Source organism: Vibrio sp. Vb1026 (genome assembly GCF_033338745.1).
In the GTDB taxonomy this organism is placed as follows: Bacteria; Pseudomonadota; Gammaproteobacteria; order Enterobacterales; family Vibrionaceae; genus Vibrio; species Vibrio alginolyticus.
In genome coordinates this window covers 275,325-302,106 of the sequence record NZ_JAWOTH010000004.1, presented here as the reverse complement: position 1 = coordinate 302,106, position 26,782 = coordinate 275,325, and the positions used below count along the sequence as shown (strand labels likewise).

The following is a 26,782-nucleotide window of genomic DNA, read 5'->3' as shown; positions in this document are numbered from 1 at the left end:
TATGGATAGCCAAATGAACAGCCGATTGTTTATAGGCAACGTTCGTCACCGTCGATTCACGCCTGTGAATCATGAGTTGAACTACTCTTTATTTATGCCCGCCATCGATGTAGACGAGCTCGATGCTTTAGAGAAAAAAGTATGGGGTTTTGGTTCGCGTTGGTGGCATTGGGCTCGCTTCAAGCGCAGTGATTACATTGGTGAAGGTAGCGTCAAGGCGGCAGTGCACAGCAAAATTGAAGAACTGACAGGTGTTCGCTGTACCGGCAAGGTAATCGCAGTCTGTCACTTGCGTTATCTAGGACTTTATTTCAGTCCCGTTAATTTCTACTACGTTTATAACACGGAAGGAGAATGGAAGTATCTCCTCGCAGAGGTGAGTAACACTCCTTGGAATGAACGACATTACTACGTGGTGTCAGCAGATAAAGAAGAAAAGTTTGGTTGGGAACAAGATAAAGCATTCCATGTTTCACCATTCAACCCGATTGACCAACTCTACCGCTGGAGAATTAAGCCTTTGACAGACAAGTTGAATATTCATCTTGAATGTCACAAAGGAGAGAAACACTTTGATGCCACCATGGTTATGAAAGCTAAGCCACTTTCAAGCAAAACCTTATTGAGGTGTTTGATCGTTACACCAATACAAACGGTAAAAGTAATGGTTGGTATTTATTGGCACGCATTAAAACTTTGGGTGAAAGGCGCACCTTTTTATTCTCATCCTAAATATTCAACGCATGAAGAAATAGAAGCCGATATTGAAAAAACAGACAAAAAAAATAAAAAGCACAAGGAGAATTCTGCATGTTAAATACTAGTTCTATGACATTGCCGCGTAAATTGACGACAACGCAAAAAGCGGCTCGCGGAGTTATTTTTCAATGTCTGCAAAAAATGGAAATCGGCTGCTTAACAGTTATTGAAAGTTTTAAGACGGAAACGACAGAGCGAAGCGAGCGTTTTAGTGCGCCAAATGGGGAGTACAGTGGTCAACCTGTTGTCGCTACTATAGAGGTAAAACATCCAGGCTTTTATTCACGGATCTTGCAGGGCGGCAGTATTGCTGCTGGTGAGGCTTATATGGATGGGTGGTGGGATAGCCCCGATTTAACCTCATTAATGAAACTGATGGCCCTTAACATGCGTGCTCTAGATAAACTCGAAGAGCAAGGCAGTTGGTTGACTAAAATACTGTACAAGTTCAGTCATTGGTCAAACAGAAACTCTGAAGAGAACTCACGTAAAAATATCCATGCGCATTACGACTTGGGTAACAACCTATACGAAGCGTTCCTTGACACCAATATGCTGTACTCGTCGGCGCTTTACAATCATGCGGACGACTCTCTAGAGCAGGCTCAAATCAACAAAATGGATCGTCTATGTCAGCAACTTGAGCTGAAGCCCACTGATCATGTTGTTGAAATTGGCACTGGGTGGGGCGCTATGGCGATTTACATGGCCGAACAATACGGCTGTCAGGTCACCACAACAACGATATCTGAAGAGCAACACGCGTACGCGGAGCAAAAAATCAAAGAGCGTGGCTTAGAAGATAAAATCACACTACTCAAAGAAGATTACCGTAACTTAACCGGCACTTATGACAAGCTCGTTTCTATTGAAATGATTGAAGCTGTGGGCAAACAATTCCTGCCTTCGTACATTAAGGTCTGTGAGTCTTTATTGAAGACTGGTGGCTTGATGGCGATTCAAGCGATTACGATTGCCGATCAGCGTTACGATTACTACAGTAACAACGTCGACTTTATCCAAAAGTACATTTTCCCGGGTGGTTTTTTACCGTCGGTAACCTCACTAACCCAAGCAACAACAAAGTACAGTGACTTAGTGACGCGAGACTTGTTCGATATTGGTTTGGACTACGCCAAGACGCTGAACGAATGGCACTTACGTTTTAATCGAGCAGAGAATGAAGTGCGCTCGTTTGGCTACGACGACCGCTTTGTGCGTATGTGGCGCTACTATTTGAGCTACTGTGAAGGTGGCTTTTTGGCTCGCACGATCAGTGCCGTTCACATGACGTTTCAACGCCCGTAGTTCGTTATGAAGGTGTTTCTTGCTTCGACATGGTTCCAACTCTGCTGGTTTGCAGCGGTGCTTGGAACCTATCAATGGCAATGGGTGACGTTATTCCTTACTTTGGCAACCCTACTATATTGTTTGAAAACTGACGCATCTTCGCTCAAAAGTATTGGTGTTATCGCCACGATTGGTCTCGTGCTTGATACATTAAATCAGCAATTTTCAATTTTCATGTTTGCCACTCAATGGTTACCCCTTTGGCTTTTGTGCCTTTGGATTCTGTTCGCCTGGTATGCCTATCAACTCAAGTCAATTTTGTACCGTTTCCCAAAAACCTACGTATCAATAGTAGGCGGACTCGGAGGAACAGCGAGCTACTTTGCTGGCTATAAGCTCCAAGCCGTTGAATTTGGATTTAGCACTGGCGCTACACTGGCAATGTTGTTTGTCGAATGGTGCGTCATGATGCTCTTGATACTCAAGGTGTACGGAAATGAAAAGCTTGAAGAGAGACTTAACTCAGAGACTGACTAGGCTGCTTGCGTTGGTAATAGTAACTGGCTCTTTTGCTCTGCAAGCTCAACCTGTTGGAAACAGCGAAGCTGCTAGCAACATTGCGAATTGGAAGGGATGGAAAACTGTTGGAGAAGCCCAACTTACTTGGTTCATCTTCGATATTTATCACTCAAGATTAAAAGCGCCTGATGGAAAGTTCATCGTAAGCGATGACGTATCGCCACATCCCCTTGCGTTGGAAATTAATTACAAGAGAGACATCAGTAAGCAACAGCTGCTTGATGTGACGGATGAGCAGTGGGCGAAATTGGGTTTTACGGACTCATATCGAAAAGCTTGGATCAGCGAGCTCGATCGTATGTTTCCTGATATTCAAAAAGGTGACGAGCTTACTTATCTAACAGATGGAAAATCTGGTCAGCTTTTTTATAAGCAGGTTGGGGACGTGCAAGTAAAGAACGTTGGCATCATTGAAGACGAACGAATGAACGATGCATTTTTGGCTATATGGTTATCACCCAACACAGAATTTCCGAAACTCCGAAAACAATTGATAGGGCAGGTTAGATAGTGTTTAAACGAATTTTTAAATCAGCGACTTTAGTGGCAGCTGTTTTTCTTTCGGCATGTTCCGCAGACATTGATAATTACCGCTCTTCTAAACCGACTTTTGACGTATTCGGTTATTTCGAAGGCGACATAAAGGCGTGGGGGATGGTGCAAGATTATACCGGACAGCAAACGCGTCGCTTTGAAGTCGATATAGTGGGTACTGTAGCGGGTGATACGCTGACGCTGGTGGAAGACTTCGTGTTTGATGACGGAGAGGTGGACCAGCGAATTTGGGTTATCACTAGATTAGAAGACGGTCGTTATGAAGGTAAGGCAGACGATATTATAGGTGTGGCAACAGGGGAAGAGCAGGGCAATGCGCTACAGTGGCAATATGACTTTGAGCTACAAATGGAGGATTCATCAGTGACGGTTGCTTTTGATGATTGGCTTTATCGTCAGGATGACAGACACGTTTTCAATCTAACGAAAATAAAAAAGTTTGGTGTGGAAGTAGGAACAATAACCTTGTTCTTCCAAAAGCTGCCATAACAAATGGGGCTGATCTTCAATTAATAATCTATTCCATATAACTAAAATTATTTTCTCCCGACCTAACTCTCCTAACTAAAAAAGGTTGACGCTTTCGCGTCAACCTTTTAAGTATCTGGTCGTTACAGGAGTATTACAGCTTATCTGTCAGCTCGATTGCTTGACCGATATAGTTCGCTGGTGTCATCTCTTTCAGACGTGCTTTCTCGTGCTCAGGAAGCTCAAGACCGTCGATGAAGTTACGCATTGCTTCGCCGTCTACACGCTTACCACGAGTTAGCTCTTTCAGCTTCTCGTATGGCTTCTCGATGCCGTAACGACGCATAACGGTTTGTACTGGCTCAGCTAGTACTTCCCAGTTCTTGTCTAGTTCAGCAAGAAGCGCTTCACGGTTTACTTCTAGCTTGCTGATGCCTTTAAGTGTCGAAGTGTAAGCGATGATAGCGTAGCCAACACCAACACCAAGGTTACGTAGAACCGTTGAGTCAGTTAGGTCACGTTGCCAACGAGAGATAGGCAGTTTCTGTGCTAGGTGGCCGAATACAGCGTTCGCAAGACCTAGGTTACCTTCTGAGTTTTCAAAGTCGATTGGGTTAACTTTGTGAGGCATTGTTGAAGAACCGATCTCACCAGCAATAGTTTTTTGCTTGAAGTGGCCTAGTGCAATGTAACCCCAAACGTCACGGTCGAAGTCAATCAGGATAGTGTTGAAACGAGCGATAGCGTCGAACAGCTCAGCGATGTAATCGTGCGGTTCGATTTGAGTTGTGTAAGGGTTCCAAGTTACGCCTAGAGACTCTGTGATGAACTCTTCAGAGAACTTGTGCCAATCTAGCTCTGGGTAAGCAGAAAGGTGTGCATTGTAGTTACCTACTGCACCGTTGATTTTCGCTAGGATCTCAACGTTTTCGATTTGCTTGAATTGACGCTCCATACGGTACGCCACGTTTGCCATTTCTTTACCCATAGTAGATGGAGAAGCAGGCTGACCGTGTGTACGAGATAGAAGAGGAATGTCGCGGTATTCCACTGCTAGTGCTTTGATAGCGTCGATTAGGTTACGGATTTCTGGAAGAATCACGTTCTCACGCGCTTCTTTAAGCATTAGAGCGTGTGATGTGTTGTTGATGTCTTCAGAAGTACATGCGAAGTGGAAGAACTCGTTTACTGCGTGCAGTTCAGGAACGTCTGCTACTTTCTCTTTTAGGAAGTACTCAACCGCTTTTACGTCGTGGTTAGTTGTACGCTCGATCTCTTTGATACGGCGTGCATCTTCTTCAGAGAAGTTTGCAGCAAGGTCGTCTAGGAATTGGTTTGCTTCTGCGCTAAACGCTGGCACTTCTGCAATTTCAGCAGTAGCAGCAAGCTTTTGTAGCCAGCGGATTTCAACGATAGTACGGTACTTTAGTAGACCGTATTCACTGAAAATTTCGCGTAACGCAATTGTCTTGCTTCCGTAACGGCCGTCTACTGGTGAAACAGCAGTCAATGCTGACAGTTCCATGATGTTCTCCTGAATTGGGTTTCTAAATTTCGTGAGCTTTATACCAATAACTGTGGCAATTGTCACGAATATTGCGCAAACGTTTGCGCGAGATTTGTTTTAGTCGAAAAAAATGAGCTCGCGATAAACGCGAGCTGCTTATTTGATATTTTACTACAGACGAGCAAGAAGGATTTGTGCTTGCTCTACCATCTTCTTGCGCCCGAAGATTAGGTGGCGACGCTTACCACCAACTTGACGCCAAAGAACTGCACTACGAATGCCAGATAACAACAGCGCACGAACTTTGTGTTGGCTTGCCGTCTGCTGCAGTACAGATGGCGTGCCCGTTACTTGAATGCGTGGGCCAATAGGGCTAACGACATCCAGATAGATGCTCGCTAAATTGCTGATCATTTGATCGTCTAGTAGCTCAAAGTGCTCTGACTGACGCTTGGCCATTTGAATACGATCACCAAGCTGAGACATAGCATCGTTTCGAGAGCTTAACTTACGTTCTAACGCCATTAAACTAATAATGTAACGAGTAATTTCACTGCCTGATGGTGTGCTATCAATCCCTTTAACCAAGCATTCTAGGCCGAGCTTTAGATCGGCTTCGCGACCGAATACGCCAACTGTGTTAGCAGGGTTAGTGCTCAAAATAGCGTTGATTGATGTTTCAAAAGCATCTTGATCACAATGTCCGTTTCTCGCTACCTGTTGAACTAAAGCAACAGCTTGGCAAATCCCAGCGAAAGCGATAGTACGGTCATAAAGTGTATTCGCCACGTAACGACTCCTAAGCTTGAGAATATTTAATGCGTTGCTCGATGATGCCGCCACCTAGGCACACGTCACCTTTGTAGAACACTGCTGATTGACCTGGAGTTACAGCAATTTGTGGCTCGTCAAAGATAACTTTAATGTTTTCATCATCGATAGGGATGATTGTACAAGGAATATCTTCCTGACGGTAACGAGTTTTCACTGTGCACTTCATAACATCGCGAATTGGCTCACGATCTACCCAGTGAAGTTGTGATGCAAGTAGACCTTCTGATTTCAACATTGGATGGTCTTTACCTTGAACGGCAATCAAAACGTTACGTTCTAGATCTTTCTCACCAACGAACCATGGGTCCTCGTTACCACCGCCGCCTTTACGGCCACCAATGTGTAGACCTTTACGCTGACCAAGTGTGTGGTACATCAGGCCTTGATGTTGACCAATCACTTCGCCTTCAGGTGTTTCGATGTTGCCTGGTTGAGCTGGAAGGTAGCGACCTAGGAATTCAGTAAACTTGCGTTCGCCGATGAAACAAATACCCGTAGAGTCTTTCTTCTTCGCCGTGATTAGATCTTGCTCTTCCGCGATGCGGCGTACTTCTGGCTTCTCTAGGTCACCAACAGGGAATAGGCTACGTGCGATTTGCTCGTTGCTTAATGTGTACAGGAAGTAGCTTTGATCTTTGTTGCCATCTAGACCACGTAACATTTGTGTTTTTTCACCGTTTTCTGGGAAAGAGCGACGCACATAGTGGCCCATTGCAATGTAATCAGCATCAAGTACTTCATCAGCGAATTCTAGGAATGCTTTGAACTTGATTTCTTTGTTACAAAGAATGTCAGGGTTCGGAGTACGGCCCGCTTTGTATTCAGCAAGGAAGTACTCAAATACGTTATCCCAGTATTCGGCAGCAAAGTTGATAGTGTGTAGGTGGATGCCTAGCTTGTCACATACTGCCTGAGCGTCAGCAAGATCTTCTGCCGCTGTACAATATTCTTCGTTGTCATCTTCTTCCCAGTTCTTCATGAAAAGGCCTTCTACTTGGTAGCCTTGCTGCTTTAGAAGATACGCGGAAACAGATGAATCAACGCCGCCGGACATACCGACGATGACTTTCTTTTGGCTGTTATCAGACATTACTAAACACCACTTAAATAAACGGGATGCAGATTCTATCAGAATCCACAGACCGGTGACAGATCCGAGATCGAAATCACAATTCGTTTCGCTGGATTTTTCTTCAACAAAGATTCGAACGAGTAATTTCGCAAGTATAGAAGAGGTATATATGGCATAGTTGGCCAAAATCCAAGAGGAAACATCAAATGACAGAAGAAAACCAATTTATGCAAGAAAGTGAGTTGATTGAAATTGTTGAAAATCAGCTCGAAGATGGCAATCCGCTTAAAGTAAAAGAAACCCTTATGCGTTTAATGATGACTGGCACACCACGTGAAGATGCGGTTGCGATGATGGCATGTGCGATGTCAATTGAGATTTTTGATGTAATGAAGAATGAGGGTGAGTTCAACCTAAAGCGTTATAGCGAGCACCTTGAGCAACTACCAGATCTCAGCTTTATGGAAGGTGAATAAGCCACCTAAAAGAAAAAAGTAGTCAGCAAACGTTTGCTATAATCGCTTTTATTGCTGCTTTATTATTAGCGGTATAGAATCCGCTCTCCTTTTCATCCCCTTACTCAGACTGACAATATGAAATTTCCTGGACAACGCAAATCGAAGCACTATTTTCCTGTTCATGCTCGTGACCCGCTGGTGAGCCAAGCACAAGAAAGCAAGAAGATGACGCGCACTCACATCATTGGTATTGACCAAACCTTGGTTGATATTGAAGCAAAAGTTACAACGGATGTGATTGAAAAGTACGGTCTGAGTAAAGGTCACTCTCTGGTTATCGATGACGAAAGAGCAGAAGAGTTATACCAGCAACTGAAAGAAGAGAACTTGATTACCAATGAGTATGCGGGCGGTACAATTGGTAACACGCTACATAACTACTCCGTGCTAGCGGATGACCGCTCCACACTACTTGGAGTGATGAGCCAGGATATTAAGATTGGCAGCTACGGTTACCGTTATCTTTGTAATACATCAAGCCGCATGGACTTGAACTACCTACAAGGTGTAGATGGTGCAATTGGCCGTTGTTTTGCTCTTATCACAGAAGACGGTGAACGTACTTTTGCTATCAGCGAAGGGCAAATGAACCAACTCCATCCTGATAGCATTCCAGAGAAAATCTTTAAAAATGCATCAGCACTTGTACTGACGTCATATCTAGTACGTTGCAAAGACGGCGACCCAATGCCGGAAGCAACAATGAAAGCAATTGAGTACGCGAAAAAGAATGATGTGCCTGTTGTTCTGACTTTAGGCACAAAGTTTGTTATTCAAGATGACCCTAAATATTGGCAAGAATTCATTCGAGATAACGTTTCAGTCGTTGCGATGAATGAAGATGAAGCAGAAGCACTGACGGGGGAATCTGATCCACTTGCTGCGTCTGATAAAACATTGGAGTGGGCTGATCTAGTATTGTGCACGGCGGGTCCTGTAGGTCTATTTATGGCTGGGTATACGGAGGATAGCGCGAAGCGCGAAACTTCTTTGCCATTACTTCCAGGGTCAATTGCTGAATTTAATCGTTATGAATTCAGTCGTCCGGCGAAAAAAGACTCATGCGAGACGCCAATAAAAGTGTACTCGCATATCTCGCCATATATGGGTGGCCCAGAAAAAATTAAGAATACAAATGGCGCAGGTGATGCTGCGTTATCTGCTGTTCTTCATGATATGGCAGCAAATAAATACCATAAAGAAAATGTGCCTAATTCAAGCAAGCACAGTAACGAGTATTTAACTTACTCTTCTTTTTCTCAAGTCTGCAAATACGCAAACCGTGCTAGCTACGAAGTTCTCGTGCAACATTCACCACGATTGTCGCGCGGACTTCCTGAGCGAGAAGATAGCCTAGAAGAAGCATACTGGGAACGTTAATACGAAGCGATTTAATTAACTATTCTGTAACTAAAGTAAAAGGCACATTAAGAAATGTGCCTTTTTTATTTGTAATGGTTTAAATAAAAAAGGCTCCCTATGGGAGCCTTTTAAAAAATAGCACGGATCTAGATTAGGAACTCATCCAGAGATTTACCTGCATCAAGTTGCTCTTGAATCGCCGAAGGTGTACGACCTTGGCCAGTCCAAGTTTTCTCATTACCGTTTGAATCTGTGTATTTGTATTTAGCAGGGCGAGGTGCGCGCTTCGCTTTGCCTTTCGTCTTAGTTTCGCCAGATAGCGCAGTAATAAGTGCTTCTACGTCAATACCGTCTTGAGCGATTTTCTCAGCAATCTCTGCAAGCTTAGCTTCTTGCTCTGCTTGTGCTGCGCGTTCTGCTTCTTCTGCTTCACGACGCTCATCTACGACAGTAGTGAGTTTATCTAGAGCTTCTTCCAATTGTTCTAGAGTCAGCTCACGAGAAAATGCACGAAGGCTACGGATATTTAGAAGGGTTTTAGTCAGCTCTGACATAACGATTCCTATTAAAAGGTTAATGTGTTGGGCACTTTTTATCGTTACGATTAAATAATGCCAATCTATAAATAAACAAAGAGTCCTTATATTTAACTTTATCTTTTCCTTATGTGCAAATGCTAAATCAAGATTTTGTTTAAATTTGACTATTTTTTAAAGCAATTAATATTATTACACTCGAAATAAATCATTATTAGATGAGAACTAAAATCAACAATCATTATTGTATAGAGAGAGTGATAGCTTGGTTTTTTATAAAAAAATTTGAGTTATTACTTAAAAATATGAAGCATCCATCTTTAATGCTGTGTCATATATCCTTAATTTATTGATATAAGATAAACCATGATATTTCTAAGGTAGTAATAATGTTTCATAAATAACATGATTGATGTGATTTCAGTTGCACAAAACTTATGGAAGTAGGCAAGGTTTATAAATTATCTCAGTCATTATTTATTTGTTTAATTTAGTTTGATGTGTTGCATTGACTCTCATCATAAGTACAATGGCTGCCACCTGATGCAATATTGCAGACAGTTTGTTGTTAATTTGTACAGTTAGTGGTTAATTGTTTGTTGTTGCCGTAGAGGCGCGGTCTCGAAGAGTAGCTATTATTGGGGTGATGCCAATGAATAATAGTGGAAGGCGAAGATTGCCGAAGTAAGTAACTCATCAAAGTTACTTGCTGGGGTTGTATCTGAAAGGAACAACACTGCCATAGTATATATTCACATTAAACTATGGAGCGCTACTGTAGGGTTGGGTGGAGTGTTCGCTTCCCTGTCGCTAAGTTCAACATGAGCACGTATCGTATGCTACGTGACTTGTCTGCAGTAGATCTCTAGCCAAACTTTGGTTTTTGAAGATCATGAATTTAATAGATTTTTCTAGTTCTCCTGTTTCATTATTGCCACCTATTGTCGCTTTGACTTTGGCGATTTTGACTCGACGTGTATTAGTTTCCTTGGGTGTAGGTATCGTGCTAGGTGCGGTGCTACTTAATAGCTGGTCTATCAGCGACACCGCAGGTTACGTCAGTTCTCAAGTTTCTTCTGTCTTTATTGAAGATGGCGGAATTAACACTTGGAACATGAGCATTGTTGGTTTCCTAATCTTATTAGGTATGACAACAGCTTTATTAACGCTATCTGGCGGTACTCGTGCTTTTGCTGAATGGGCACAATCTCGAGTGAAGAGTAAACGCGGCTCCAAACTTCTTGCCGCCTTTTTAGGCGTATTCATTTTTGTCGATGATTACTTTAATAGCCTTGCTGTTGGTGCGATCTCTCGCCCAGTAACCGATCGCTTTTATGTGTCTCGCGCTAAGCTTGCGTACATTCTAGACTCAACCGCCGCTCCAATGTGTGTAATTATGCCTGCTTCTAGCTGGGGTGCTTACATTATTACTATTATTGGCGGGATCTTAGTCTCACATGGGATCACAGAGTATTCGGCTCTTGGCGCATATGTTCGTCTTATCCCAATGAACTTCTACGCCGTTTTTGCGCTGCTAATGGTGTTCGCTGTTGCGTGGTTTGGTCTTGATATTGGTAAAATGCGTGAGCATGAAATCTCTGCATCGCAAGGTCGTGGCTTTGATAAAGACAAAGAAAATGACTCGCAAGAAGCGCATGACCTAAACGAAGAGCTAGATATCCGTGAAAGTGAAAAGGGTAAAGTGTCAGATTTGATACTTCCTATCGTAACGCTGATTATCGCGACTATCGCTTCAATGCTTTACACGGGTGGCCAAGCATTGGCTGCTGATGGTAAGGAGTTTGCGCTTCTTGGTGCTTTTGAAAATACAGATGTAGGTACATCACTAATCTACGGTAGCTTGCTTGGCTTAGCTGTTGCACTGTTTACTGTTGTGAAGCAAGGTCTACCAATGGCTGAGATCGCACGTACACTTTGGATTGGTGCTAAGTCTATGTTTGGTGCGATTCTAATCTTAGTATTTGCCTGGACCATTGGTTCTGTTATCGGTGATATGAAGACTGGTACTTACCTTTCGACAATGGCGCAGGGCAACATTAACCCACACTGGCTACCAGTTATCCTATTCTTGTTGTCTGGCCTAATGGCGTTCTCAACAGGTACTTCATGGGGTACGTTCGGCATTATGCTACCAATCGCGGGTGACATGGCTGGCGCAACAGACGTAGCGCTAATGCTACCGATGCTGAGTGCGGTTTTAGCTGGTGCGGTATTCGGTGACCATTGTTCACCAATCTCAGATACGACTATCTTGTCATCGACGGGTGCACGTTGTAACCACATTGATCACGTATCAACACAGCTACCTTATGCATTATCAGTCGCGCTTGTTTCATGCGTGGGCTTTATTGCCCTTGGTATGACTGCTTCAATTGCGTTTTCGTTTATTGCAGCGTCGATAACATTCGTTATCGTTTGCGCTATTTTGTCATGGCTTTCAAAGTCTAAAATAGCGTCTTGCCAGAGTGCGTAATTCACTGATTTAAAAGGTGAAATTGTAGGAGGCTTCGGCCTCCTTTTTTATTTGTATTATACAATTCGAATTTTTTTAAAATTAAGGGTTGAAAAAAGTAATCAGCTTGGTTAGTGTGGTTGGTAACAAAGCAAATGAGAAGAGCCTTGAAATAAGTATGCGTAATTTTGTAATGAACATTCATCACCATCATCACCCAATCTAGTCTTTCGGGCGATGTACGCATACCCGGGAGGCAGGAAACTCCCGGAGGTAAAATCAAAGTAAAAGCAGATTTTAAACCCTCGGGAGACTTCAATCTCCCGAGGGTTTTTTAGTTTTATTAGTTTGAAAAATACTTAGATATCAAAATCTTGCATAGGGACAAAGCAATGCAAACACAACGTTTAAGAATCGCAATTCAGAAAAAAGGTCGTCTTAGCAAAGAGAGTCAAGCTCTACTAAAACAGTGCGGCGTAAAGTTCAACGTAATGGGCGAGCGTTTAGTTGTCCATTCTGAAAATATGCCAATTGATTTACTCTTGGTTCGTGACGACGACATCCCAGGTTTAATTATGGATGGCGTGGTTGACCTTGGCTTTATTGGCGAAAATGAACTAGAAGAAGTTCGCCTTGACCGCAAAGCATTAGGTGAACCCTGCGAGTTTGTTCAGCTTCGTCGACTTGATTTTGGTGGCTGTCGTTTATCTATCGCAATCGACAAGGACGAAGAGTACAACGGTCCACAAGACTTAGCTGGCAAGCGTATTGCTACAACGTATCCTCAACTTCTAAAAGCGTACATGGATGAAGCCGGCGTTCCATTCTCTACATGTATGCTGACAGGCTCTGTAGAAGTTGCGCCTCGCGCGGGTCTCGCTGATGCTATCGCTGATTTGGTTTCTACAGGTGCAACACTGGAAGCGAACGGCCTTAAAGAAGCTGAAATTATCTTCAAATCAAAAGCGACATTGATTCAACGCACAGGTGAGTTCGACGCAGACAAAGTGGCGCTAATCGAAAAGCTGTTAACTCGCATGCAAGGCGTGCAGCAAGCGAAAGAATCTAAGTACATTATGCTTCACGCCCCAGCAGAGAAGTTAGATCAAATTAAAGCACTACTGCCAGGTGCTGAAGACCCAACTGTTCTTCCTCTTTCTGCAGATAAGCAGAAAATGGCTGTTCACTTAGTGAGTTCTGAAAACCTATTCTGGGAAACAATGGAACAGCTGAAAGAGTTGGGCGCAAGTTCAATTCTCGTTCTACCAATTGAAAAAATGATGGAGTAAGCATCATGAGAACAGTCGTTTGGCAATCATTAAGTGAGAATCAGCAAGACTCTATTTTGGAGCGCCCTGCTATTGCAGAAGGTGCCAATATCACCACTGCTGTGGCCGAAGTTATTGCTAAAGTTCGAGAAGAAGGTGACTCTGCTCTTATTGAGCTGACAGAAAAGTTTGACCGTGTTAAGCCTGAATCCATTCGTGTTTCTTCTCAGGAAATTAAGGCAGCGTCAGAGCGTTTGTCAGAGTCAATGAAGAGCGCACTAGAGCAAGCTTACGCCAATATTTCTAAGTTCCACAAAGCGCAAAAGCCGCAACCGATCAAGGTGGAAACGCAGCCAGGTGTTCTTTGTGAACAAGTAACACGTCCAATTCAAAAAGTGGGTTTGTACATTCCTGGTGGAAGTGCGCCTTTGCCATCGACTGTTTTGATGCTCGGCGTTCCTGCAAAAATTGCAGGTTGTCGTAAAGTCGTTCTTTGTTCTCCACCGCCAATCGCTGATGAGATCCTTTATGTCGCGAAGCTGTGTGGCATTGATGAAGTGTACAACGTCGGTGGTGGCCAAGCAGTTGCTGCAATGGCTTATGGCACCGAGACTGTATCGAAAGTAGATAAGATCTTTGGTCCGGGCAACGCTTACGTGACCGAAGCAAAACGACAGGTTAGCAATGATTTCCGCGGTGCTGCGATTGATATGCCTGCAGGGCCGTCTGAAGTGCTTGTGATTGCCGATGAAACCGCAGATGCAGACTTTATCGCTGCGGATCTTTTGAGCCAAGCAGAGCACGGTCCTGATTCTCAAGTGGTACTTGTGACTCCTTCTCCTGTTATTGCGGATCAAGTGACGGATGCGGTTCAACGTCAGCTTAAGGAGCTATCTCGTGCGGACATCGCCGAGCAAGCATTGGCTTCAAGCTTGATCATCATTGCCGAGTCTCTTACTCAATCGGTTTCCATTTCGAATTACTACGGTCCTGAGCACTTAATTGTTCAGACTAAGAACCCACGCGAGCTTCTACCTCTATTAGATAACGCAGGTTCTATCTTCCTAGGTGATTGGTCGCCTGAATCAGCAGGTGATTACGCATCGGGCACCAACCACGTTCTTCCTACTTACGGTTACACACGCACGTATTCAAGCTTAGGCTTAGCGGACTTTTCGAAACGTATGACGGTTCAAGAACTGTCTGCTGATGGTCTAAAGAACCTTGCACCAACGGTGGTAACCATGGCGGAAGCAGAAGGTCTGGATGCGCACAAACGTGCAGTGACCATTCGCGTAGAAAAACTGGCAGCTAAGTAAGAGAATATTGAGATGGAAAAGCTAGCGCGCAAACAAGTCCAACAACTTACCCCTTATATGTCGGCTCGCCGAATTGGTGGTACCGGTGACGTATGGCTAAATGCAAACGAATCACCATTCAATAATGAATACAAAACAGACTTCGCTCGTCTTAATCGTTACAGCGAATGTCAGCCTAAAGAACTGATTTCTGCTTACGCAGCCTATGCGGGTGTGAAACCAGAGCAAACACTAACATCTCGCGGTGCGGATGAAGGCATTGAACTACTGATTCGTGCTTTCTGTGAGCCGGGTGAAGATGCGATTCTTTACTGCCCACCGACTTACGGTATGTACGCCATCAGTGCAGAAACCATCGGTGTAGAGCGCAAAACCGTGCCGCTAACGTCAGATTGGCAACTAGACCTTGCAGGCATCGAAGCTAATCTGGATAACGTGAAACTGGTTTTTGTATGTTCGCCAAACAACCCAACAGGTAACTTGGTTAAGCGTGAGGACATTGTGTCTCTGCTTGAGATGACAAAAGACCGTGCAATTGTGGTGATGGATGAAGCGTACATCGATTTTTGTCCAGAAGCGTCAACGGTAGACCTACTGGCGCAATACCCGAACCTTGCGATTTTGCGTACTCTGTCGAAAGCTTTCGCGCTTGCTGGTCTGCGTTGTGGATTTACGCTTGCGAACGAAGAGCTGATTAATGTACTTCTTAAAGTTATCGCACCTTACCCTGTCCCAGTTCCAGTGGCAGAAATTGCGACTCAGGCGCTTTCGGAAGCTGGTTTAGCGCGAGCGAAGTTCCAAGTTCTTGATCTGAATGCAAACCGTGCTTACTTGCAGGTTGGCCTTTCAATGATTCCGGGTTTAGAAGTGTTTGAAGGGTGGGGGAACTACCTATTGGTGAAATTCCCAGATGGCGATGATCTTTTCAAAGCGGCTTGGGATACGGGCATTATTTTGCGTAACTCGCCAATTGAGAACTGTGTACGTATCAGTGTTGGTAACCGCGACGAGTGTGAAAAAACGCTCGGATTTATTAGAAACTACTACGCATAAGTAGAGACAAAATTAATCGCTCTCGCTCAATTGCGGGAGCGCCAAAAGAATAGCAATAAGGAAGTTCCCGAGTGAGCAAACAACAAAAAATCCTTTTTATTGATCGTGATGGTACCTTAATTGTTGAGCCGCCGATTGATTTTCAAGTAGACCGTTTAGATAAGCTAAAGCTAGAGCCATTTGTTATCCCAAGCCTGTTGTCGTTGCAGGATGCGGGATACCGTCTAGTGATGGTCACGAACCAAGATGGTTTGGGGACCGACAGCTACCCACAAGCTGATTTTGATGCACCACACAACATGATGATGGAGATCTTTGAATCTCAAGGTGTGAAGTTTGACGACGTGCTGATTTGTCCTCACTTCGATGAAGACAACTGCTCTTGCCGTAAGCCTAAATTGGGCTTGGTAAAAGAGTACCTTCAAGGTGGCAAAGTGGATTTCCAAAACTCTGTTGTGATTGGCGATCGTCAAACCGATCTTCAACTTGCAGAAAACATGGCAATTCGTGGCATTCAATACAACCCAGAAACCATGGGTTGGAAACAGATCTTAAAAGATCTGACGGTTAAGGCGCGTGTTGCTGAAGTGGTTCGCACCACAAAAGAAACGGACATCAAAGTATTCGTTAATCTGGATGAGCAAGGCGGTAACGATATTTCTACAGGTCTTGGCTTCTTTGACCACATGCTGGATCAAATTGCGACGCACGGTGGATTCCAAATGGTGTGCAAAGTGGAAGGTGACCTGCACATTGATGATCACCACACGGTAGAAGATACCGCTCTTGCGTTGGGTCAAGCGTTGAAAGAAGCACTGGGTGACAAGCGTGGTATTGGTCGCTTTGGCTTTAGCCTTCCAATGGATGAGTGTTTGGCACAATGCGCACTAGACCTATCTGGTCGTCCTTACCTTAAGTTCGACGCGCAATTCAGCCGTGAGCAAGTGGGTGATCTTTCAACAGAGATGGTAGTTCACTTCTTCCGATCTCTGACTGACACCCTCGCGTGTACGCTGCACCTGTCTTCTGCGGGCAACAATGATCACCACATCATTGAAAGCTTGTTTAAAGCGTTTGGTCGTACTTTGCGCCAAGCAATCAAAGTAGAAGGCACTGAGCTACCAAGTAGTAAAGGCGTGCTTTAAGGCTAACCTTAGCAAGGAGAAAAACAGTGACAGAACAGAAAGTTGTCATTATCGATACTGGCTGTGCCAACGTCTCTTCGGTGAAGTTTGCTATTGAACGCCTAGGCTATGACGTAACTATTTCAAAAGATCCGCAAGTTGTATTGTCGGCAGACAAGCTATTCCTACCGGGCGTGGGAACTGCCAGCGAAGCGATGAAGAACCTAGAAGAGCGCGATCTTATCAGCTTAGTAAAACAGGTAGAAAAGCCGTTGTTAGGTATCTGTTTAGGTATGCAACTGTTGGGCAAAGTGTCTCAAGAGAAAGGGCAGAAAGCCGACGAGTTGGTTGAGTGTCTCGGACTTTGTGATGGCGAAGTGAAGCTACTACAAACTGGCGATTTGCCGCTGCCGCATATGGGTTGGAATACAGTGTCTGCAAAAGCAGGTAATCCACTTTTCAAAGATATTGAAGAAGGAGAGTATTTCTACTTCGTGCACAGCTTTGCAATGCCTGTTGGGGATTACACGATTGCTGAATGTGAGTACGGCAACCCGTTCACAGCAGCAGTACAAAGCGGTAACTACTACGGCGTGCAATTCCACCCTGAGCGTTCTTCAAAAGCGGGCGCGAAGCTTATTCAAAACTTCTTAGAATTATAAAAGGGATTTAGTGTGATTATTCCAGCTCTTGATTTAATTGAAGGACAGGTGGTTCGCCTTTATCAAGGTGATTACGGCCAAGTAACCGAGTACAAAGTCGACCCAGCAGAGCAGTTCAACTTGTACCACCAAGCGGGTGCTAACTGGCTGCACTTGGTGGATTTAACTGGCGCGAAAGACACGACAGCACGCCAGCTTGATTTGATTGCTAAGCTACTAGCAAGCACACCAGCAAAGATCCAAATTGGTGGCGGTGTACGTACAGAGCAAGACGTGATTGACCTGCTAGAAGCTGGTGCTCAGCGTGTTGTTGTTGGTTCTACAGCAGTAAAACAGCCAGAGCTTGTGAAAGGTTGGATGGAAAAATACGGCGCAGAGAAAATCGTTCTCGCGCTAGACATCAACATCGATCAAGACGGCACGCGTAAAGTGGCGATCTCTGGTTGGCAAGAAGACTCAGGCGTGACTATCGAAGCTCTGATCAACGATTACCTAACGGTAGGTTTGCAGCACGTGCTTTGTACGGACATTTCTCGTGACGGTACGCTAGAAGGCTCAAACGTAGAGCTTTACGTTGACCTATGCAAACAGTACCCACAAGTGCAGTTTCAATCTTCAGGTGGCATTGGCTCATTAGCAGATATCGAAGCGCTAAAAGGCAGCGGTGTGGCTGGTGTGATTGTTGGTCGTGCACTGTTAGATGGTAAGTTCACAGCAGAGGAGGCGTTTGCATGTTGGCAAAGCGAATAATTCCATGTCTTGATGTTCGTGATGGACAAGTGGTAAAGGGCGTTCAGTTCCGTAACCATGAAATCATTGGCGATATCGTTCCTCTGGCGCAGCGTTATGCGGAAGAGGGCGCAGACGAGCTTGTGTTCTACGATATTACTGCTTCAAGTGATGGTCGTGTCGTCGATAAAAGTTGGGTCGCTCGCGTTGCTGAAGTGATTGATATTCCCTTCTGTGTCGCTGGTGGTATTAAATCAGCGGAAGACGCAGCGCGCATTCTTGAGTTTGGTGCAGACAAAGTGTCTATCAACTCACCTGCATTGGCGAACCCGCAATTGATTACTGACCTTGCTGATAAGTTTGGTGTGCAATGTATCGTCGTGGGTATCGATTCATACTACGACAAAGAGACAGGTAAGTATCAGGTTTACCAGTTTACTGGTGATGAAGAACGCACCAAAGCAACCCAATGGGAAACGCGTGATTGGGTGCAAGAAGTACAAAAACGCGGCGCTGGTGAAATCGTTCTGAACATGATGAACCAAGACGGCGTGCGTAACGGCTACGATATTGAACAACTTAATATGGTGCGTGAAGTGTGTAACGTGCCATTGATTGCATCGGGTGGTGCAGGTGCCATGGAGCACTTCGCAGAAGCCTACCAAAAAGCAAATGTGGATGGCGCGCTTGCCGCATCGGTATTCCACAAGCAAGTCATCAATATTGGTGAACTAAAGCAGTATTTGAAACAACAAGGCATTGAGGTACGACTATGAGTGTGAAAGCCGCCGAAGTAAGTTCGCTAGCTGAGCGAATCAACTGGGAAAAGGTGGATGGTCTGGTACCTGCCATCGTACAAGATTTCCAATCAAGCCAAGTGCTGATGATGGGTTACATGAACCAAGATGCGTTGACAAAAACGGGCGAAACAGGTCAAGTGACGTTCTTCTCTCGTACCAAGCAACGTCTTTGGACGAAAGGTGAGACCTCTGGCAACGTATTGCAATTGGTGAACATGCAGCTCGATTGTGACAACGATACGCTACTGGTGAAAGTGAATCCCATTGGCCCTACGTGTCACTTGGGTAACACAACTTGCTGGGATGTGGACCCTCAAGAGGAGTCACAAATGGTGTGGCTTCATCAACTTGAGCAGCTATTGGCTACCCGCAAGAGTGCCGACCCAGATTCCTCTTATACTGCCAGTCTTTATGCCCGTGGCACCAAGCGTATTTCGCAAAAAGTGGGCGAAGAAGGCGTTGAAGTCGCGCTTGCGGCGACGTCGGGCGATAAGGCGGAGCTAGTGTGTGAATCTGCAGACTTGGTTTACCACTTGCTGGTATTGCTTCAAGACCAAGGCTTATCGATGAATGACGTAGTGAATAAACTGAAAGAGCGTCATAAATAAGCCTGCTATAGATAAATGAAAGCCCCTATGCTCTCGAGCCTAGGGGCTTTTTTAATGTAGTGTTCTTGGTTCGGGGTAAAACCCGACAACAGTGCTGCTGGCGATTAGATTCTGAATCACGCTCGTCCCTTGCTGCTCAGAATGACGGTATATTTTCTAATAGTGCTTGCAGTAGAGTTATTTACGTCAAACAGGTACATTTATTCACGTCATTCCGATGAGCCTAAGAGAGGTCAAGAATCCAATTAAATCCAGCGTAATAAGCTAGGTATGGATGCTTTACCCACAACACTTCTTAAATTTCTTACCGCTTCCACAGATACACGGGTCGTTGCGACCTACTTTTAGGCTACTCACTGGCTGGTTCAAACGCGGATCTTGTACTGGTTCATCTTCTGGCTCTTTTTCAGGAAACGTGCCGTCAATGTAGTACCAAAGCCCATCTTCTTTCACGAAACGAGAACGCTCGGTCATGCAGTAGCGTTTGCCGTCTTCGTCAAAGTAAGCGTTGAATTCAACAAAACCTTCATTCTCGTTACAACCCGCTTCAGCTTTCACTACCTCAAGCTTGCACCAATCGCTGTCGATAGATTGGGCAATGCCTTCACGTTGCTCTTCTGCATTACAGCTTGGGTGGTATGTGTTCACCACGTAATCCACTAGACCTAACACATGCGCGCTGTAACGAGAGCGCATTAGCTGCTCCGGAGTGGTGACGTCAGCGTGGTTATTGTGGGCAATTTCACAACACTGTTGGTAGGTGCGGTTAGAGCCGCAAGGACAAGAAGAAGCCATAAAATGAAATCTCGATTAATTAAGCGGTAAAAACAAACAACCCCACATAAGTGAGGTCGCAGGTATTCTTTGGGGCATTATAGCCGTTTAGGGCGTTTGAGACAGCAGTTCTTGAGCCCATTCCGTCGATTGATTAAAAGCGTCTGCTAATTGAGGTTCGGTTAATTTAAGAACGGTGCAATATCGCTCGGCTAACTCCCAGTCCGCTTGTTCGTAGGCGATCGTCATCGAAAGTAAGTGACCAAGTACGCCTTTTCGACTGGTTAATGCGAGTTTTATATCTTCGTCAACGGGGATATCTTCAATGACATCCGAGAGCGGTTGATCGAGCAAAGATCCGAGCAAAGAAAACATGCCTGTCAAAAAAGCCTGCCCAGGGTCATACCTAGTGTTCATTTGACTAAGTAGCAGTTCACACATTCGTGCACGCTGAATCGCTAAAGAGTAAAGAGAGTCAGGTTTATCTTCTTGAACGGAGGCAATTGCAACTAAGGAAATAAAGCGTCGTAGTCGCTCTTCACCCAGATAAATAAGCGCCTGTCTGAACGATTTGATCTTAGTCGTTAATGTATATCCTGAATTTACGTAAGTAAGCAGCTTGTATGACAGCGTCACATCAATCGAAAACAGACGTTCAACCTCATTGAAGTCGATGGGCTTATCTGCAATCTCTTTACAAAGTTGGATGACGGTAAGAAACGCGGGGTTCAACCGTTTTTTCTGGATCATCTCAGGTTTGCTAAAAAAATACCCTTGAAAATAGTTAAAACCGGCTTCTAGAGCTTGCTCAAACTCTTCATAGGTCTCTACCTTTTCCGCAAGAAAGTCGATTTTAAATGGGCTCAACGCCTGAATAAAAATGGCAGCTTTCTTGATCGGCACAAGTCTAATATCAAACTTGATCATGGAAACGTATGGAAGAAAACGCTTCCAAGCTTTCGTCGGAACAAAATCATCCAGAGCAATTTTGTACCCGCACTCATGAAGGTGCTTGATGGCTTCTAACAGTTCTTCTGTCGGTTGGCAGTCTTCAAGGACTTCAATGACGAGAGATTCTTTAGGAAACAAAGTTGGGACCAAGTTCACCAAGCTTTGATGCGGAAAGTTAACAAAGCCAAGTTTGTTTCCTAATGTGTTGTAATGCGTCGACAAAAAATGATCGGATAGCAGTCGACTAGTAGCCAGCTCTGGTTCTACTTCAGGGAAGGTATTTTTAGGGCCGTCTCGAAAGAGGAGTTCGTAACCTATGGTTCGTTTTTCTCTATCCAGAATCGGTTGGCGAGCTACGTAAGAATACTTCAATTAGGTACTTCGTTCTGTTTAACTTAGTATTATGATAATAGCGATTTTTTACAAAATATCTACGACTTGAGCGTGAATCTTCTACACGCTCTACATGCTTAACGCAAATTCTGTATGAACGGTCTCGTTTGCAGGTCAAAACTATCAGAATTTACTTTTAAAACTGAGCCTTGCGTATACCAATCCCCTAAAACAATTCGGGTCTTTTTAATGCCATCGACGTCAAAAAAATGTGTGTTCGGGCGATGTGTGTGACCATGAATCATTATGTTGACGCAGTTCTGAGACATCACTTTCTCGACCTCATTTTGGTTAACGTCCATGATATCTAATGACTTGCTCATTTTATCATCACGAATATCGGATTGAACTTTTGAGACAATTTTCTTCTTAATGAACCAAGGAATACGGTTAAACAACCATTGTAGCCATGGCTTGTGAACGGTTTTTCTAAACTCTTGGTATTTCACATCGTCAATGCAGAGCGTATCGCCATGTAGGATTACGGCTTTTTGACCATAAAGATCAATCGTGCAGACATCGTCGAGTAATGTCATACCGGTTTCTTTGCAAAAGCGTTTGCCGAGTAAAAAATCTCGATTGCCTTGGATGAAAAAAGTTGGCACACCCGCATCCGTCAGTGCTTTAAATTCTGCACGGATTTGGTCTGCAAAAGGGGTGTTGTCATCGTCACCAATCCAGAACTCAAACAGATCGCCGAGTACATAAAGTGCATCAGCTTTTGTTGCTTCTGTTCGCATGAACGTCACAAAACATCCCGTGATATCAGGACGTGATGGGGTAAGGTGAAGATCGGAAATAAATAATGTCGTCATAGAAATAAGGGGAAGCTATGCCTCCCCATTAACTTATCTTTTAAAAATAATTCCTAAGAATTACTCTTCAATTGTTGTACCAGTGATTACTACGTCTTCTAGAGGTACGTCTTGGTGCATGCCGTAAGAACCAGTGCTAACGCCTTTGATCTTATTTACGATGTCCATGCCTTCGATTACTTCACCGAACACACAGTAACCCCAACCATCTAGGCTTTCGCTACGGAAGTCTAGGAATGTGTTGTTGTTTACGTTGATGAAGAACTGAGAGCTTGCTGAATGCGGCTCCATAGTACGTGCCATAGCAAGTGTACCCACTTTGTTGCTTAGGCCGTTGTTTGCTTCGTTCTTGATAGGTGCACGAGTCGCTTTTTCACGTAGACCAGACTCCATACCACCACCTTGGATCATGAAGCCGTCAATAACACGGTGGAAAAGCGTGTTGTCGTAGAAACCGTCGCGGCAGTACTGAAGGAAGTTTGCGCTTGTCTCTGGCGCTTTCTCTTCGTTTAGTTGAATCTTGATGTCACCAAAATTAGTGTGAAGGGTGATCATGCTACTTTCCTTTACTGTGTTGTGTTGAGCCCGAGATTCTAGCCTAAGTTCTAGTGCTTTAAAAACTCAGGAAGAGGAAATTCTTCGTTTTGTGCTTGAAGTTTAGCCGATTATCGTTTTATCGGTTAATTGCTATTACCTAACTAGGTTGGAGTTGATATACTCATCTTCTTTTATTCATTCACAATCATAGATAGAGATCATGTTAAAGATATATAACACACTCACAAGACAGAAAGAGGAATTCAAACCAATTACAGCTGGCAAAGTCGGTATGTATGTCTGTGGAGTTACCATCTACGATCTCTGTCACATTGGTCACGGTCGTACTTTCGTCTCTTTTGACGTTGTATCACGTTACCTTCGCTACTTGGGCTACGATCTGACGTTTGTACGTAACATCACAGATATCGACGATAAGATCATCAAACGTGCCGCAGAAAATGGTGAGTCTTGCGATTCATTGACTGAGCGTTTGATTGGTGAAATGCACGCTGATTTTGATGCGCTGAACATGAAACGTCCGGACGTTGAACCTCGTGCGACACAGTTTATTGCTGAAATCATCGAATTGGTTGAGAAGCTAATCGAGCGCGGTTTTGCATACGTTGCAGATAACGGTGACGTAATGTTTGAAGTAGGTAAATTCAACGAATACGGCAAGCTTTCTAAGCAAGACCTTGATCAGCTTCAAGCTGGCGCGCGCGTTGATATCGAAACAGCAAAACGCAGCCCTCTAGACTTTGTACTTTGGAAGATGTCAAAGCCGGGTGAACCAACGTGGGAGTCACCATGGGGTCCTGGTCGTCCAGGTTGGCACATTGAGTGTTCAGCAATGAACTCTTCAATCCTAGGTAACCACTTCGACATTCACGGCGGTGGTTCTGACCTTCAGTTCCCACACCATGAAAATGAAATCGCACAATCATGCTGTGCACACGATACACAATACGTGAACACATGGATGCACAGCGGCATGGTAATGGTAGACCGTGAGAAGATGTCTAAATCTCTAGGTAACTTCTTTACTATCCGTGACGTTCTTGGTCACTACGATGCTGAAACAGTGCGTTACTTCCTAATGTCTGGTCACTACCGTAGCCAGTTAAACTACAGCGAAGATAACCTAAACCAAGCACGTGCTTCGCTTGAGCGCCTGTACACATCTCTACGTGGTTTAGACCTAAACGCTGCGCCTGCTGGTGGTGAAGAATACGTATCTCGCTTCACTGCAGCGATGAACGATGACTTCAACACACCAGAAGCTTACTCAGTACTGTTCGACATGGCGCGAGAAGTTAACCGCCTGAAGACAGAAAACCTAGAGAAAGCGAGCGAACTCGGTGCGCTAATGCGTGAACTAGCTGACGTGATCGGTATTCTTCACCAAGATCCTGAAGCCTTCCTAAAAGGTGATGCGGGTAACGATGATGAAGTGGCTGAAATTGAAGCTCTGATCAAGCTGCGTAATGACTCTCGCGCTGCGAAAGATTGGGCGAATGCAGATATGGCTCGTGACAAGCTGACCGAAATGGGCATTGTTCTGGAAGATGGTCCAGAAGGCACAACGTGGCGTCGTAAGTAATTGAATTTTCATTTTTAAAGGGCTGATAATTCAGCCCTTTTATTTTCCATTTCCATAAATTAAAACTTTAACTTTAGGTAATGCTCTGTGGCTCAGATGTATTTCTATTACTCAGCAATGAATGCGGGTAAATCAACAACGCTTCTTCAATCCTCTTTCAACTATCAAGAACGCGGCATGACGCCAGTTATTTTTACGGCTGCGCTAGATGATCGTTTTGGTGTCGGTAAAGTGAGCTCTCGTATTGGTCTTCAATCTGACGCACATTTATTTCGTCAGGATACCAATTTGTATCAAGAGATCGCAGATCTGAATGAGGTTGAAAAACGTCACTGTATTCTTGTTGATGAGTGTCAGTTCTTGTCGAAAGAACAAGTTTATCAACTTACTGAAGTCGTTGATAAGTTGCATATTCCAGTATTGTGTTACGGCCTTCGCACCGATTTTCTAGGCGAACTTTTTGAAGGCAGTAAGTATCTATTATCTTGGGCAGACAAGCTGGTTGAGCTCAAAACAATCTGCCATTGCGGCCGCAAAGCGAATATGGTTATTCGTACCGATGAACACGGCGTGGCAATTAAAGAAGGCGATCAAGTTGCGATCGGTGGTAACGATAAGTATGTCTCCGTATGCCGCCAACATTACAAAGAAGCGCTCGGTAAATAAGCCGTATTGATATAGAAAAGCCACCGTACTTGGTGGCTTTTTGTTTGTCGGTTAGAAAAAGCTAGACTAAGTCAAAACCAAATCGCTCGAGTAAAGCCTGGTAAGAAGATTCGACTTGCTGAGGGATGTTCTGCTCGGTTTGAAATCCTTTCTCTGGATAGCTTTTCACGCGAGAGAAATCTTCCATTAGTGCTTCTAGCACCATCATTAATGGCATGTCTTCATTAATGTACTCAAAAAATGGAAGAGCCGCAGAGCTTACTTGGAGCTGAGTGTAGGGTGACTGCCACTGTTTTTCAAATGTCGCGATTGCTCTACGCTCCATAAACGGTTTTTGTACCAGAATAAACGAGGAACACTGTTTTCCTTCCTCTTTTAATCGTTGCTCAGTAAAGCGAACGTTTTCTCCACTGTTTGTGGATTTAGTCTCGAGCAAAATTGCTTCACTTGGAACGCCCGACAACTTTGCAATCTCGGCAAAGGTTTCTGCCTCGCTTTTTTCAAACAGTCCATCTGTGAAGCGACCTTCACCCCCTGAAAATACAATCAAAGGTGCCAACTTTTGGTGGTAGAGCTTGGCAGCGTGCTCCGCTACACGCACATCATTACTGCACATCACAAACAAACAGTCCGCAGGTTTCAGTTCATGTTTGAGTTGCATGTAATCCCAAAGCGTTTCTATATGTCTATAGAGCCTCATAGCGCATCCAAAGTTGAATTGAAGTGAAATCGATAACCAAGTGAGAGTAGTTTGTCAGCAAGAATACGCTTGTCAGCTTGCTCTGTGACGGGTGGAAGAGGTATCTCACTTCCGATTTTGTTTATGGCAGCTTGGTAGAACTCAGCCTTGCTGACAGTATGAGGTGTAGTAACGTTAATGACTTGGTTGCTTAAATTGCCTAAGGCAAATTTCGCAGCCGAGACAGCATCATCTTGATGAAGCATATTAGCTGGTGCTTTACGACTAACTTGTTGAAGCCTTGCTGCAAAGCGAGATGGGTGTCTATCTGGCCCGATTAATCCGCTACAACGTAGAATAACAAAGTTAATATTCGAGTCGATAACATGCTGCTCTGCTTGAAGCATAATACGTGCATTGTCAGAGAAATAAGGGCTTTCGGCTGCTAAAGAGAGTGACGCGTCAGCTTCTTCCATATCGGAAGCAAGGTTAGGGTAAACCGTGGTAGAGCTGATCATGAGAAGTTTTTCAACGTTGTTTTGCTTAGCTGCGTTGGCAAGTATTTGCCATTGCTGTGCATATTCTTGACCGCGTCCTTTACGAAATCCTGGAGGAAAAGCACCGATAACGTGCGTAATTTGATGCTGTTTGAGCAGCTCATCTAGCCGTGCTGTGGCGTTCAATTGATTGAAATCGAACAATGCGGAGTGAGTTAATGAGGTGGGTAACTCTTTTAATCGAGTTTGGCTACGACGAGTGACGACAACATAGTGTCCATCTTTCATCAATGTTTCTGCTAGCGGAGTTCCGAGCCAGCCTGCACCTACGATCAATGTATTTGCCATTTG

The 26,782-nt window shown here is 44.3% G+C and carries 28 protein-coding genes, 1 riboswitch and 1 other annotated feature; of the genes, 18 read left to right on the top strand and 10 right to left on the bottom strand.

All coding sequences use genetic code 11. From position 1 onward, the window contains the following. The first annotated feature begins 1 nt into the window (after position 1). Genes R7E47_RS09720 through R7E47_RS09700 form a run of 5 tightly spaced genes read left to right on the top strand, consistent with a single transcriptional unit; the run spans position 2 to position 3,672 of the window. Positions 2-817, top strand: coding sequence for a DUF1365 domain-containing protein (locus R7E47_RS09720; protein WP_213891610.1), 816 nt, complete (start codon positions 2-4; stop codon positions 815-817). Continuing rightward, a complete protein-coding gene (locus R7E47_RS09715) occupies positions 811-2,067 on the top strand; it encodes an SAM-dependent methyltransferase (RefSeq protein WP_042522068.1) in 1,257 nt (418 codons plus the stop codon). Before R7E47_RS09720 ends, R7E47_RS09715 begins: the two co-directional genes overlap by 7 nt. 6 nt (positions 2,068-2,073) lie before the next feature. Continuing rightward, on the top strand, positions 2,074-2,586 hold the full coding sequence (locus R7E47_RS09710; protein WP_042522066.1) for a DUF2878 domain-containing protein: 513 nt from the start codon (positions 2,074-2,076) through the stop codon (positions 2,584-2,586). Further along, entirely contained in the window at positions 2,546-3,139 is a 594-nt protein-coding gene (locus R7E47_RS09705) for a chalcone isomerase family protein (protein WP_017821712.1), read from the top strand. Before R7E47_RS09710 ends, R7E47_RS09705 begins: the two co-directional genes overlap by 41 nt. After that, positions 3,139-3,672 (top strand): DUF3833 domain-containing protein, encoded by a 534-nt coding sequence (locus R7E47_RS09700; RefSeq protein WP_017821713.1) that lies wholly within the window; start codon positions 3,139-3,141, stop codon positions 3,670-3,672. Before R7E47_RS09705 ends, R7E47_RS09700 begins: the two co-directional genes overlap by 1 nt. 133 nt (positions 3,673-3,805) lie before the next feature. Here R7E47_RS09700 and purB read toward each other — a convergent pair whose 3' ends face one another. From purB to mnmA, 3 genes are all read right to left on the bottom strand, one after another. Next, on the bottom strand, positions 3,806-5,176 hold the full coding sequence (gene purB, locus R7E47_RS09695; RefSeq protein ID WP_005378198.1) for an adenylosuccinate lyase: 1,371 nt from the start codon (positions 5,174-5,176) through the stop codon (positions 3,806-3,808). 153 nt (positions 5,177-5,329) lie between these two features. Next, positions 5,330-5,947, bottom strand: a complete 618-nt coding sequence (hflD, locus tag R7E47_RS09690) for a high frequency lysogenization protein HflD (protein WP_005378194.1) — start codon at positions 5,945-5,947, stop codon at positions 5,330-5,332. Between the two features lie 10 nt (positions 5,948-5,957). Beyond that, on the bottom strand, positions 5,958-7,082 hold the full coding sequence (gene mnmA, locus R7E47_RS09685; protein ID WP_054576398.1) for a tRNA 2-thiouridine(34) synthase MnmA: 1,125 nt from the start codon (positions 7,080-7,082) through the stop codon (positions 5,958-5,960). Between the two features lie 188 nt (positions 7,083-7,270). Here mnmA and R7E47_RS09680 point away from each other — a divergent pair, with 188 nt between their 5' ends. Both R7E47_RS09680 and R7E47_RS09675 read left to right on the top strand, forming a co-directional pair. After that, a complete protein-coding gene (locus R7E47_RS09680; protein WP_005378190.1) occupies positions 7,271-7,540 on the top strand; it encodes a hypothetical protein in 270 nt (89 codons plus the stop codon). Positions 7,541-7,657: 117 nt separating this feature from the next. After that, a complete protein-coding gene (locus R7E47_RS09675; RefSeq protein ID WP_005378187.1) occupies positions 7,658-8,962 on the top strand; it encodes an inosine/guanosine kinase in 1,305 nt (434 codons plus the stop codon). A 128-nt stretch (positions 8,963-9,090) separates the two neighbouring features. On the opposite strand, the gene R7E47_RS09670 is transcribed toward R7E47_RS09675, so the two are convergent. Next, on the bottom strand, positions 9,091-9,498 hold the full coding sequence (locus R7E47_RS09670; protein WP_005378185.1) for an H-NS family nucleoid-associated regulatory protein: 408 nt from the start codon (positions 9,496-9,498) through the stop codon (positions 9,091-9,093). Positions 9,499-10,080: 582 nt separating this feature from the next. Beyond that, positions 10,081-10,263, top strand: a riboswitch (Lysine riboswitch). Positions 10,264-10,372: 109 nt separating this feature from the next. On the opposite strand from R7E47_RS09670, the gene tet(35) reads away from it, so the two are divergent. The 9 genes from tet(35) (at position 10,373) to hisIE (ending at position 19,516) form a co-directional block, all read left to right on the top strand. Next, a complete protein-coding gene (gene tet(35), locus R7E47_RS09665; RefSeq protein WP_005378182.1) occupies positions 10,373-11,974 on the top strand; it encodes a tetracycline efflux Na+/H+ antiporter family transporter Tet(35) in 1,602 nt (533 codons plus the stop codon). A 180-nt stretch (positions 11,975-12,154) separates the two neighbouring features. Next, positions 12,155-12,292, top strand: a sequence feature (His leader region). Between the two features lie 53 nt (positions 12,293-12,345). Continuing rightward, complete coding sequence (gene hisG, locus R7E47_RS09660; protein WP_005378180.1) at positions 12,346-13,242, top strand: ATP phosphoribosyltransferase; 897 nt, start codon at positions 12,346-12,348, stop codon at positions 13,240-13,242. Between the two features lie 5 nt (positions 13,243-13,247). Further along, positions 13,248-14,540 carry a histidinol dehydrogenase gene (gene hisD, locus R7E47_RS09655; protein ID WP_285384558.1) on the top strand — a complete coding sequence of 431 codons (1,293 nt, stop codon included), beginning with the start codon at positions 13,248-13,250 and terminating at the stop codon, positions 14,538-14,540. Between the two features lie 12 nt (positions 14,541-14,552). Beyond that, complete coding sequence (gene hisC / locus R7E47_RS09650; RefSeq protein WP_017634689.1) at positions 14,553-15,593, top strand: histidinol-phosphate transaminase; 1,041 nt, start codon at positions 14,553-14,555, stop codon at positions 15,591-15,593. Positions 15,594-15,664: 71 nt separating this feature from the next. Next, positions 15,665-16,738 carry a bifunctional histidinol-phosphatase/imidazoleglycerol-phosphate dehydratase HisB gene (hisB, locus tag R7E47_RS09645; RefSeq protein ID WP_005389832.1) on the top strand — a complete coding sequence of 358 codons (1,074 nt, stop codon included), beginning with the start codon at positions 15,665-15,667 and terminating at the stop codon, positions 16,736-16,738. Positions 16,739-16,764: 26 nt separating this feature from the next. Further along, positions 16,765-17,379, top strand: coding sequence for an imidazole glycerol phosphate synthase subunit HisH (gene hisH, locus R7E47_RS09640; RefSeq protein WP_017821716.1), 615 nt, complete (start codon positions 16,765-16,767; stop codon positions 17,377-17,379). A gap of 12 nt (positions 17,380-17,391) precedes the next feature. Then, positions 17,392-18,129: a 1-(5-phosphoribosyl)-5-[(5-phosphoribosylamino)methylideneamino]imidazole-4-carboxamide isomerase gene (gene hisA / locus R7E47_RS09635; protein ID WP_318084175.1), complete on the top strand. Its 738-nt coding sequence runs from the start codon at positions 17,392-17,394 to the stop codon at positions 18,127-18,129. Further along, a complete protein-coding gene (gene hisF, locus R7E47_RS09630; protein WP_004749837.1) occupies positions 18,111-18,884 on the top strand; it encodes an imidazole glycerol phosphate synthase subunit HisF in 774 nt (257 codons plus the stop codon). Before hisA ends, hisF begins: the two co-directional genes overlap by 19 nt. Continuing rightward, positions 18,881-19,516, top strand: a complete 636-nt coding sequence (gene hisIE, locus R7E47_RS09625; protein WP_318084173.1) for a bifunctional phosphoribosyl-AMP cyclohydrolase/phosphoribosyl-ATP diphosphatase HisIE — start codon at positions 18,881-18,883, stop codon at positions 19,514-19,516. Before hisF ends, hisIE begins: the two co-directional genes overlap by 4 nt. A 279-nt stretch (positions 19,517-19,795) precedes the next feature. Here the strand turns inward: hisIE and R7E47_RS09620 are convergent, their stop codons facing one another. The 4 genes from R7E47_RS09620 to R7E47_RS09605 all read right to left on the bottom strand — a co-directional run bounded on the left by R7E47_RS09620 (position 19,796) and on the right by R7E47_RS09605 (position 23,004). Continuing rightward, a complete protein-coding gene (locus R7E47_RS09620) occupies positions 19,796-20,311 on the bottom strand; it encodes a YchJ family protein (RefSeq protein ID WP_039841683.1) in 516 nt (171 codons plus the stop codon). Between the two features lie 87 nt (positions 20,312-20,398). Then, entirely contained in the window at positions 20,399-21,613 is a 1,215-nt protein-coding gene (locus R7E47_RS09615; RefSeq protein ID WP_017821720.1) for an EAL and HDOD domain-containing protein, read from the bottom strand. Between the two features lie 98 nt (positions 21,614-21,711). Then, entirely contained in the window at positions 21,712-22,449 is a 738-nt protein-coding gene (gene lpxH, locus R7E47_RS09610; RefSeq protein ID WP_318084169.1) for a UDP-2,3-diacylglucosamine diphosphatase, read from the bottom strand. A 60-nt stretch (positions 22,450-22,509) separates the two neighbouring features. Further along, positions 22,510-23,004, bottom strand: a complete 495-nt coding sequence (locus tag R7E47_RS09605) for a peptidylprolyl isomerase (RefSeq protein WP_005378156.1) — start codon at positions 23,002-23,004, stop codon at positions 22,510-22,512. A 202-nt stretch (positions 23,005-23,206) separates the two neighbouring features. On the opposite strand from R7E47_RS09605, the gene cysS reads away from it, so the two are divergent. Both cysS and R7E47_RS09595 read left to right on the top strand, forming a co-directional pair. Beyond that, a complete protein-coding gene (gene cysS, locus R7E47_RS09600) occupies positions 23,207-24,589 on the top strand; it encodes a cysteine--tRNA ligase (protein ID WP_005378155.1) in 1,383 nt (460 codons plus the stop codon). Between the two features lie 87 nt (positions 24,590-24,676). After that, positions 24,677-25,255 (top strand): thymidine kinase, encoded by a 579-nt coding sequence (locus tag R7E47_RS09595; RefSeq protein WP_042522050.1) that lies wholly within the window; start codon positions 24,677-24,679, stop codon positions 25,253-25,255. Between the two features lie 61 nt (positions 25,256-25,316). Here the strand turns inward: R7E47_RS09595 and R7E47_RS09590 are convergent, their stop codons facing one another. Together R7E47_RS09590 and R7E47_RS09585 are read right to left on the bottom strand one after the other, a co-directional pair. After that, positions 25,317-25,955, bottom strand: a complete 639-nt coding sequence (locus tag R7E47_RS09590) for a YdcF family protein (protein ID WP_042522048.1) — start codon at positions 25,953-25,955, stop codon at positions 25,317-25,319. Beyond that, positions 25,952-26,779, bottom strand: coding sequence for an NAD-dependent epimerase/dehydratase family protein (locus R7E47_RS09585; RefSeq protein WP_025766873.1), 828 nt, complete (start codon positions 26,777-26,779; stop codon positions 25,952-25,954). Before R7E47_RS09585 ends, R7E47_RS09590 begins: the two co-directional genes overlap by 4 nt. Positions 26,780-26,782 lie beyond the last annotated feature (3 nt).

Coding starts and splice junctions, on each gene's coding strand:
- R7E47_RS09680 (WP_005378190.1), top strand. CDS start 7,271: ATGACAGAAGAAAACCAATTTATGCAAGAAAGTGAGTTGATTGAAATT.
- R7E47_RS09585 (WP_025766873.1), bottom strand. CDS start 26,779: ATGGCAAATACATTGATCGTAGGTGCAGGCTGGCTCGGAACTCCGCTA.
- R7E47_RS09620 (WP_039841683.1), bottom strand. CDS start 20,311: ATGGCTTCTTCTTGTCCTTGCGGCTCTAACCGCACCTACCAACAGTGT.
- hisG (WP_005378180.1), top strand. CDS start 12,346: ATGCAAACACAACGTTTAAGAATCGCAATTCAGAAAAAAGGTCGTCTT.
- hisD (WP_285384558.1), top strand. CDS start 13,248: ATGAGAACAGTCGTTTGGCAATCATTAAGTGAGAATCAGCAAGACTCT.
- R7E47_RS09605 (WP_005378156.1), bottom strand. CDS start 23,004: ATGATCACCCTTCACACTAATTTTGGTGACATCAAGATTCAACTAAAC.
- hisF (WP_004749837.1), top strand. CDS start 18,111: ATGTTGGCAAAGCGAATAATTCCATGTCTTGATGTTCGTGATGGACAA.
- purB (WP_005378198.1), bottom strand. CDS start 5,176: ATGGAACTGTCAGCATTGACTGCTGTTTCACCAGTAGACGGCCGTTAC.
- hisIE (WP_318084173.1), top strand. CDS start 18,881: ATGAGTGTGAAAGCCGCCGAAGTAAGTTCGCTAGCTGAGCGAATCAAC.
- R7E47_RS09705 (WP_017821712.1), top strand. CDS start 2,546: ATGAAAAGCTTGAAGAGAGACTTAACTCAGAGACTGACTAGGCTGCTT.
- mnmA (WP_054576398.1), bottom strand. CDS start 7,082: ATGTCTGATAACAGCCAAAAGAAAGTCATCGTCGGTATGTCCGGCGGC.
- R7E47_RS09590 (WP_042522048.1), bottom strand. CDS start 25,955: ATGAGGCTCTATAGACATATAGAAACGCTTTGGGATTACATGCAACTC.
- cysS (WP_005378155.1), top strand. CDS start 23,207: ATGTTAAAGATATATAACACACTCACAAGACAGAAAGAGGAATTCAAA.
- hisC (WP_017634689.1), top strand. CDS start 14,553: ATGGAAAAGCTAGCGCGCAAACAAGTCCAACAACTTACCCCTTATATG.
- R7E47_RS09670 (WP_005378185.1), bottom strand. CDS start 9,498: ATGTCAGAGCTGACTAAAACCCTTCTAAATATCCGTAGCCTTCGTGCA.
- R7E47_RS09710 (WP_042522066.1), top strand. CDS start 2,074: ATGAAGGTGTTTCTTGCTTCGACATGGTTCCAACTCTGCTGGTTTGCA.
- R7E47_RS09675 (WP_005378187.1), top strand. CDS start 7,658: ATGAAATTTCCTGGACAACGCAAATCGAAGCACTATTTTCCTGTTCAT.
- lpxH (WP_318084169.1), bottom strand. CDS start 22,449: ATGACGACATTATTTATTTCCGATCTTCACCTTACCCCATCACGTCCT.
- R7E47_RS09715 (WP_042522068.1), top strand. CDS start 811: ATGTTAAATACTAGTTCTATGACATTGCCGCGTAAATTGACGACAACG.
- R7E47_RS09720 (WP_213891610.1), top strand. CDS start 2: ATGGATAGCCAAATGAACAGCCGATTGTTTATAGGCAACGTTCGTCAC.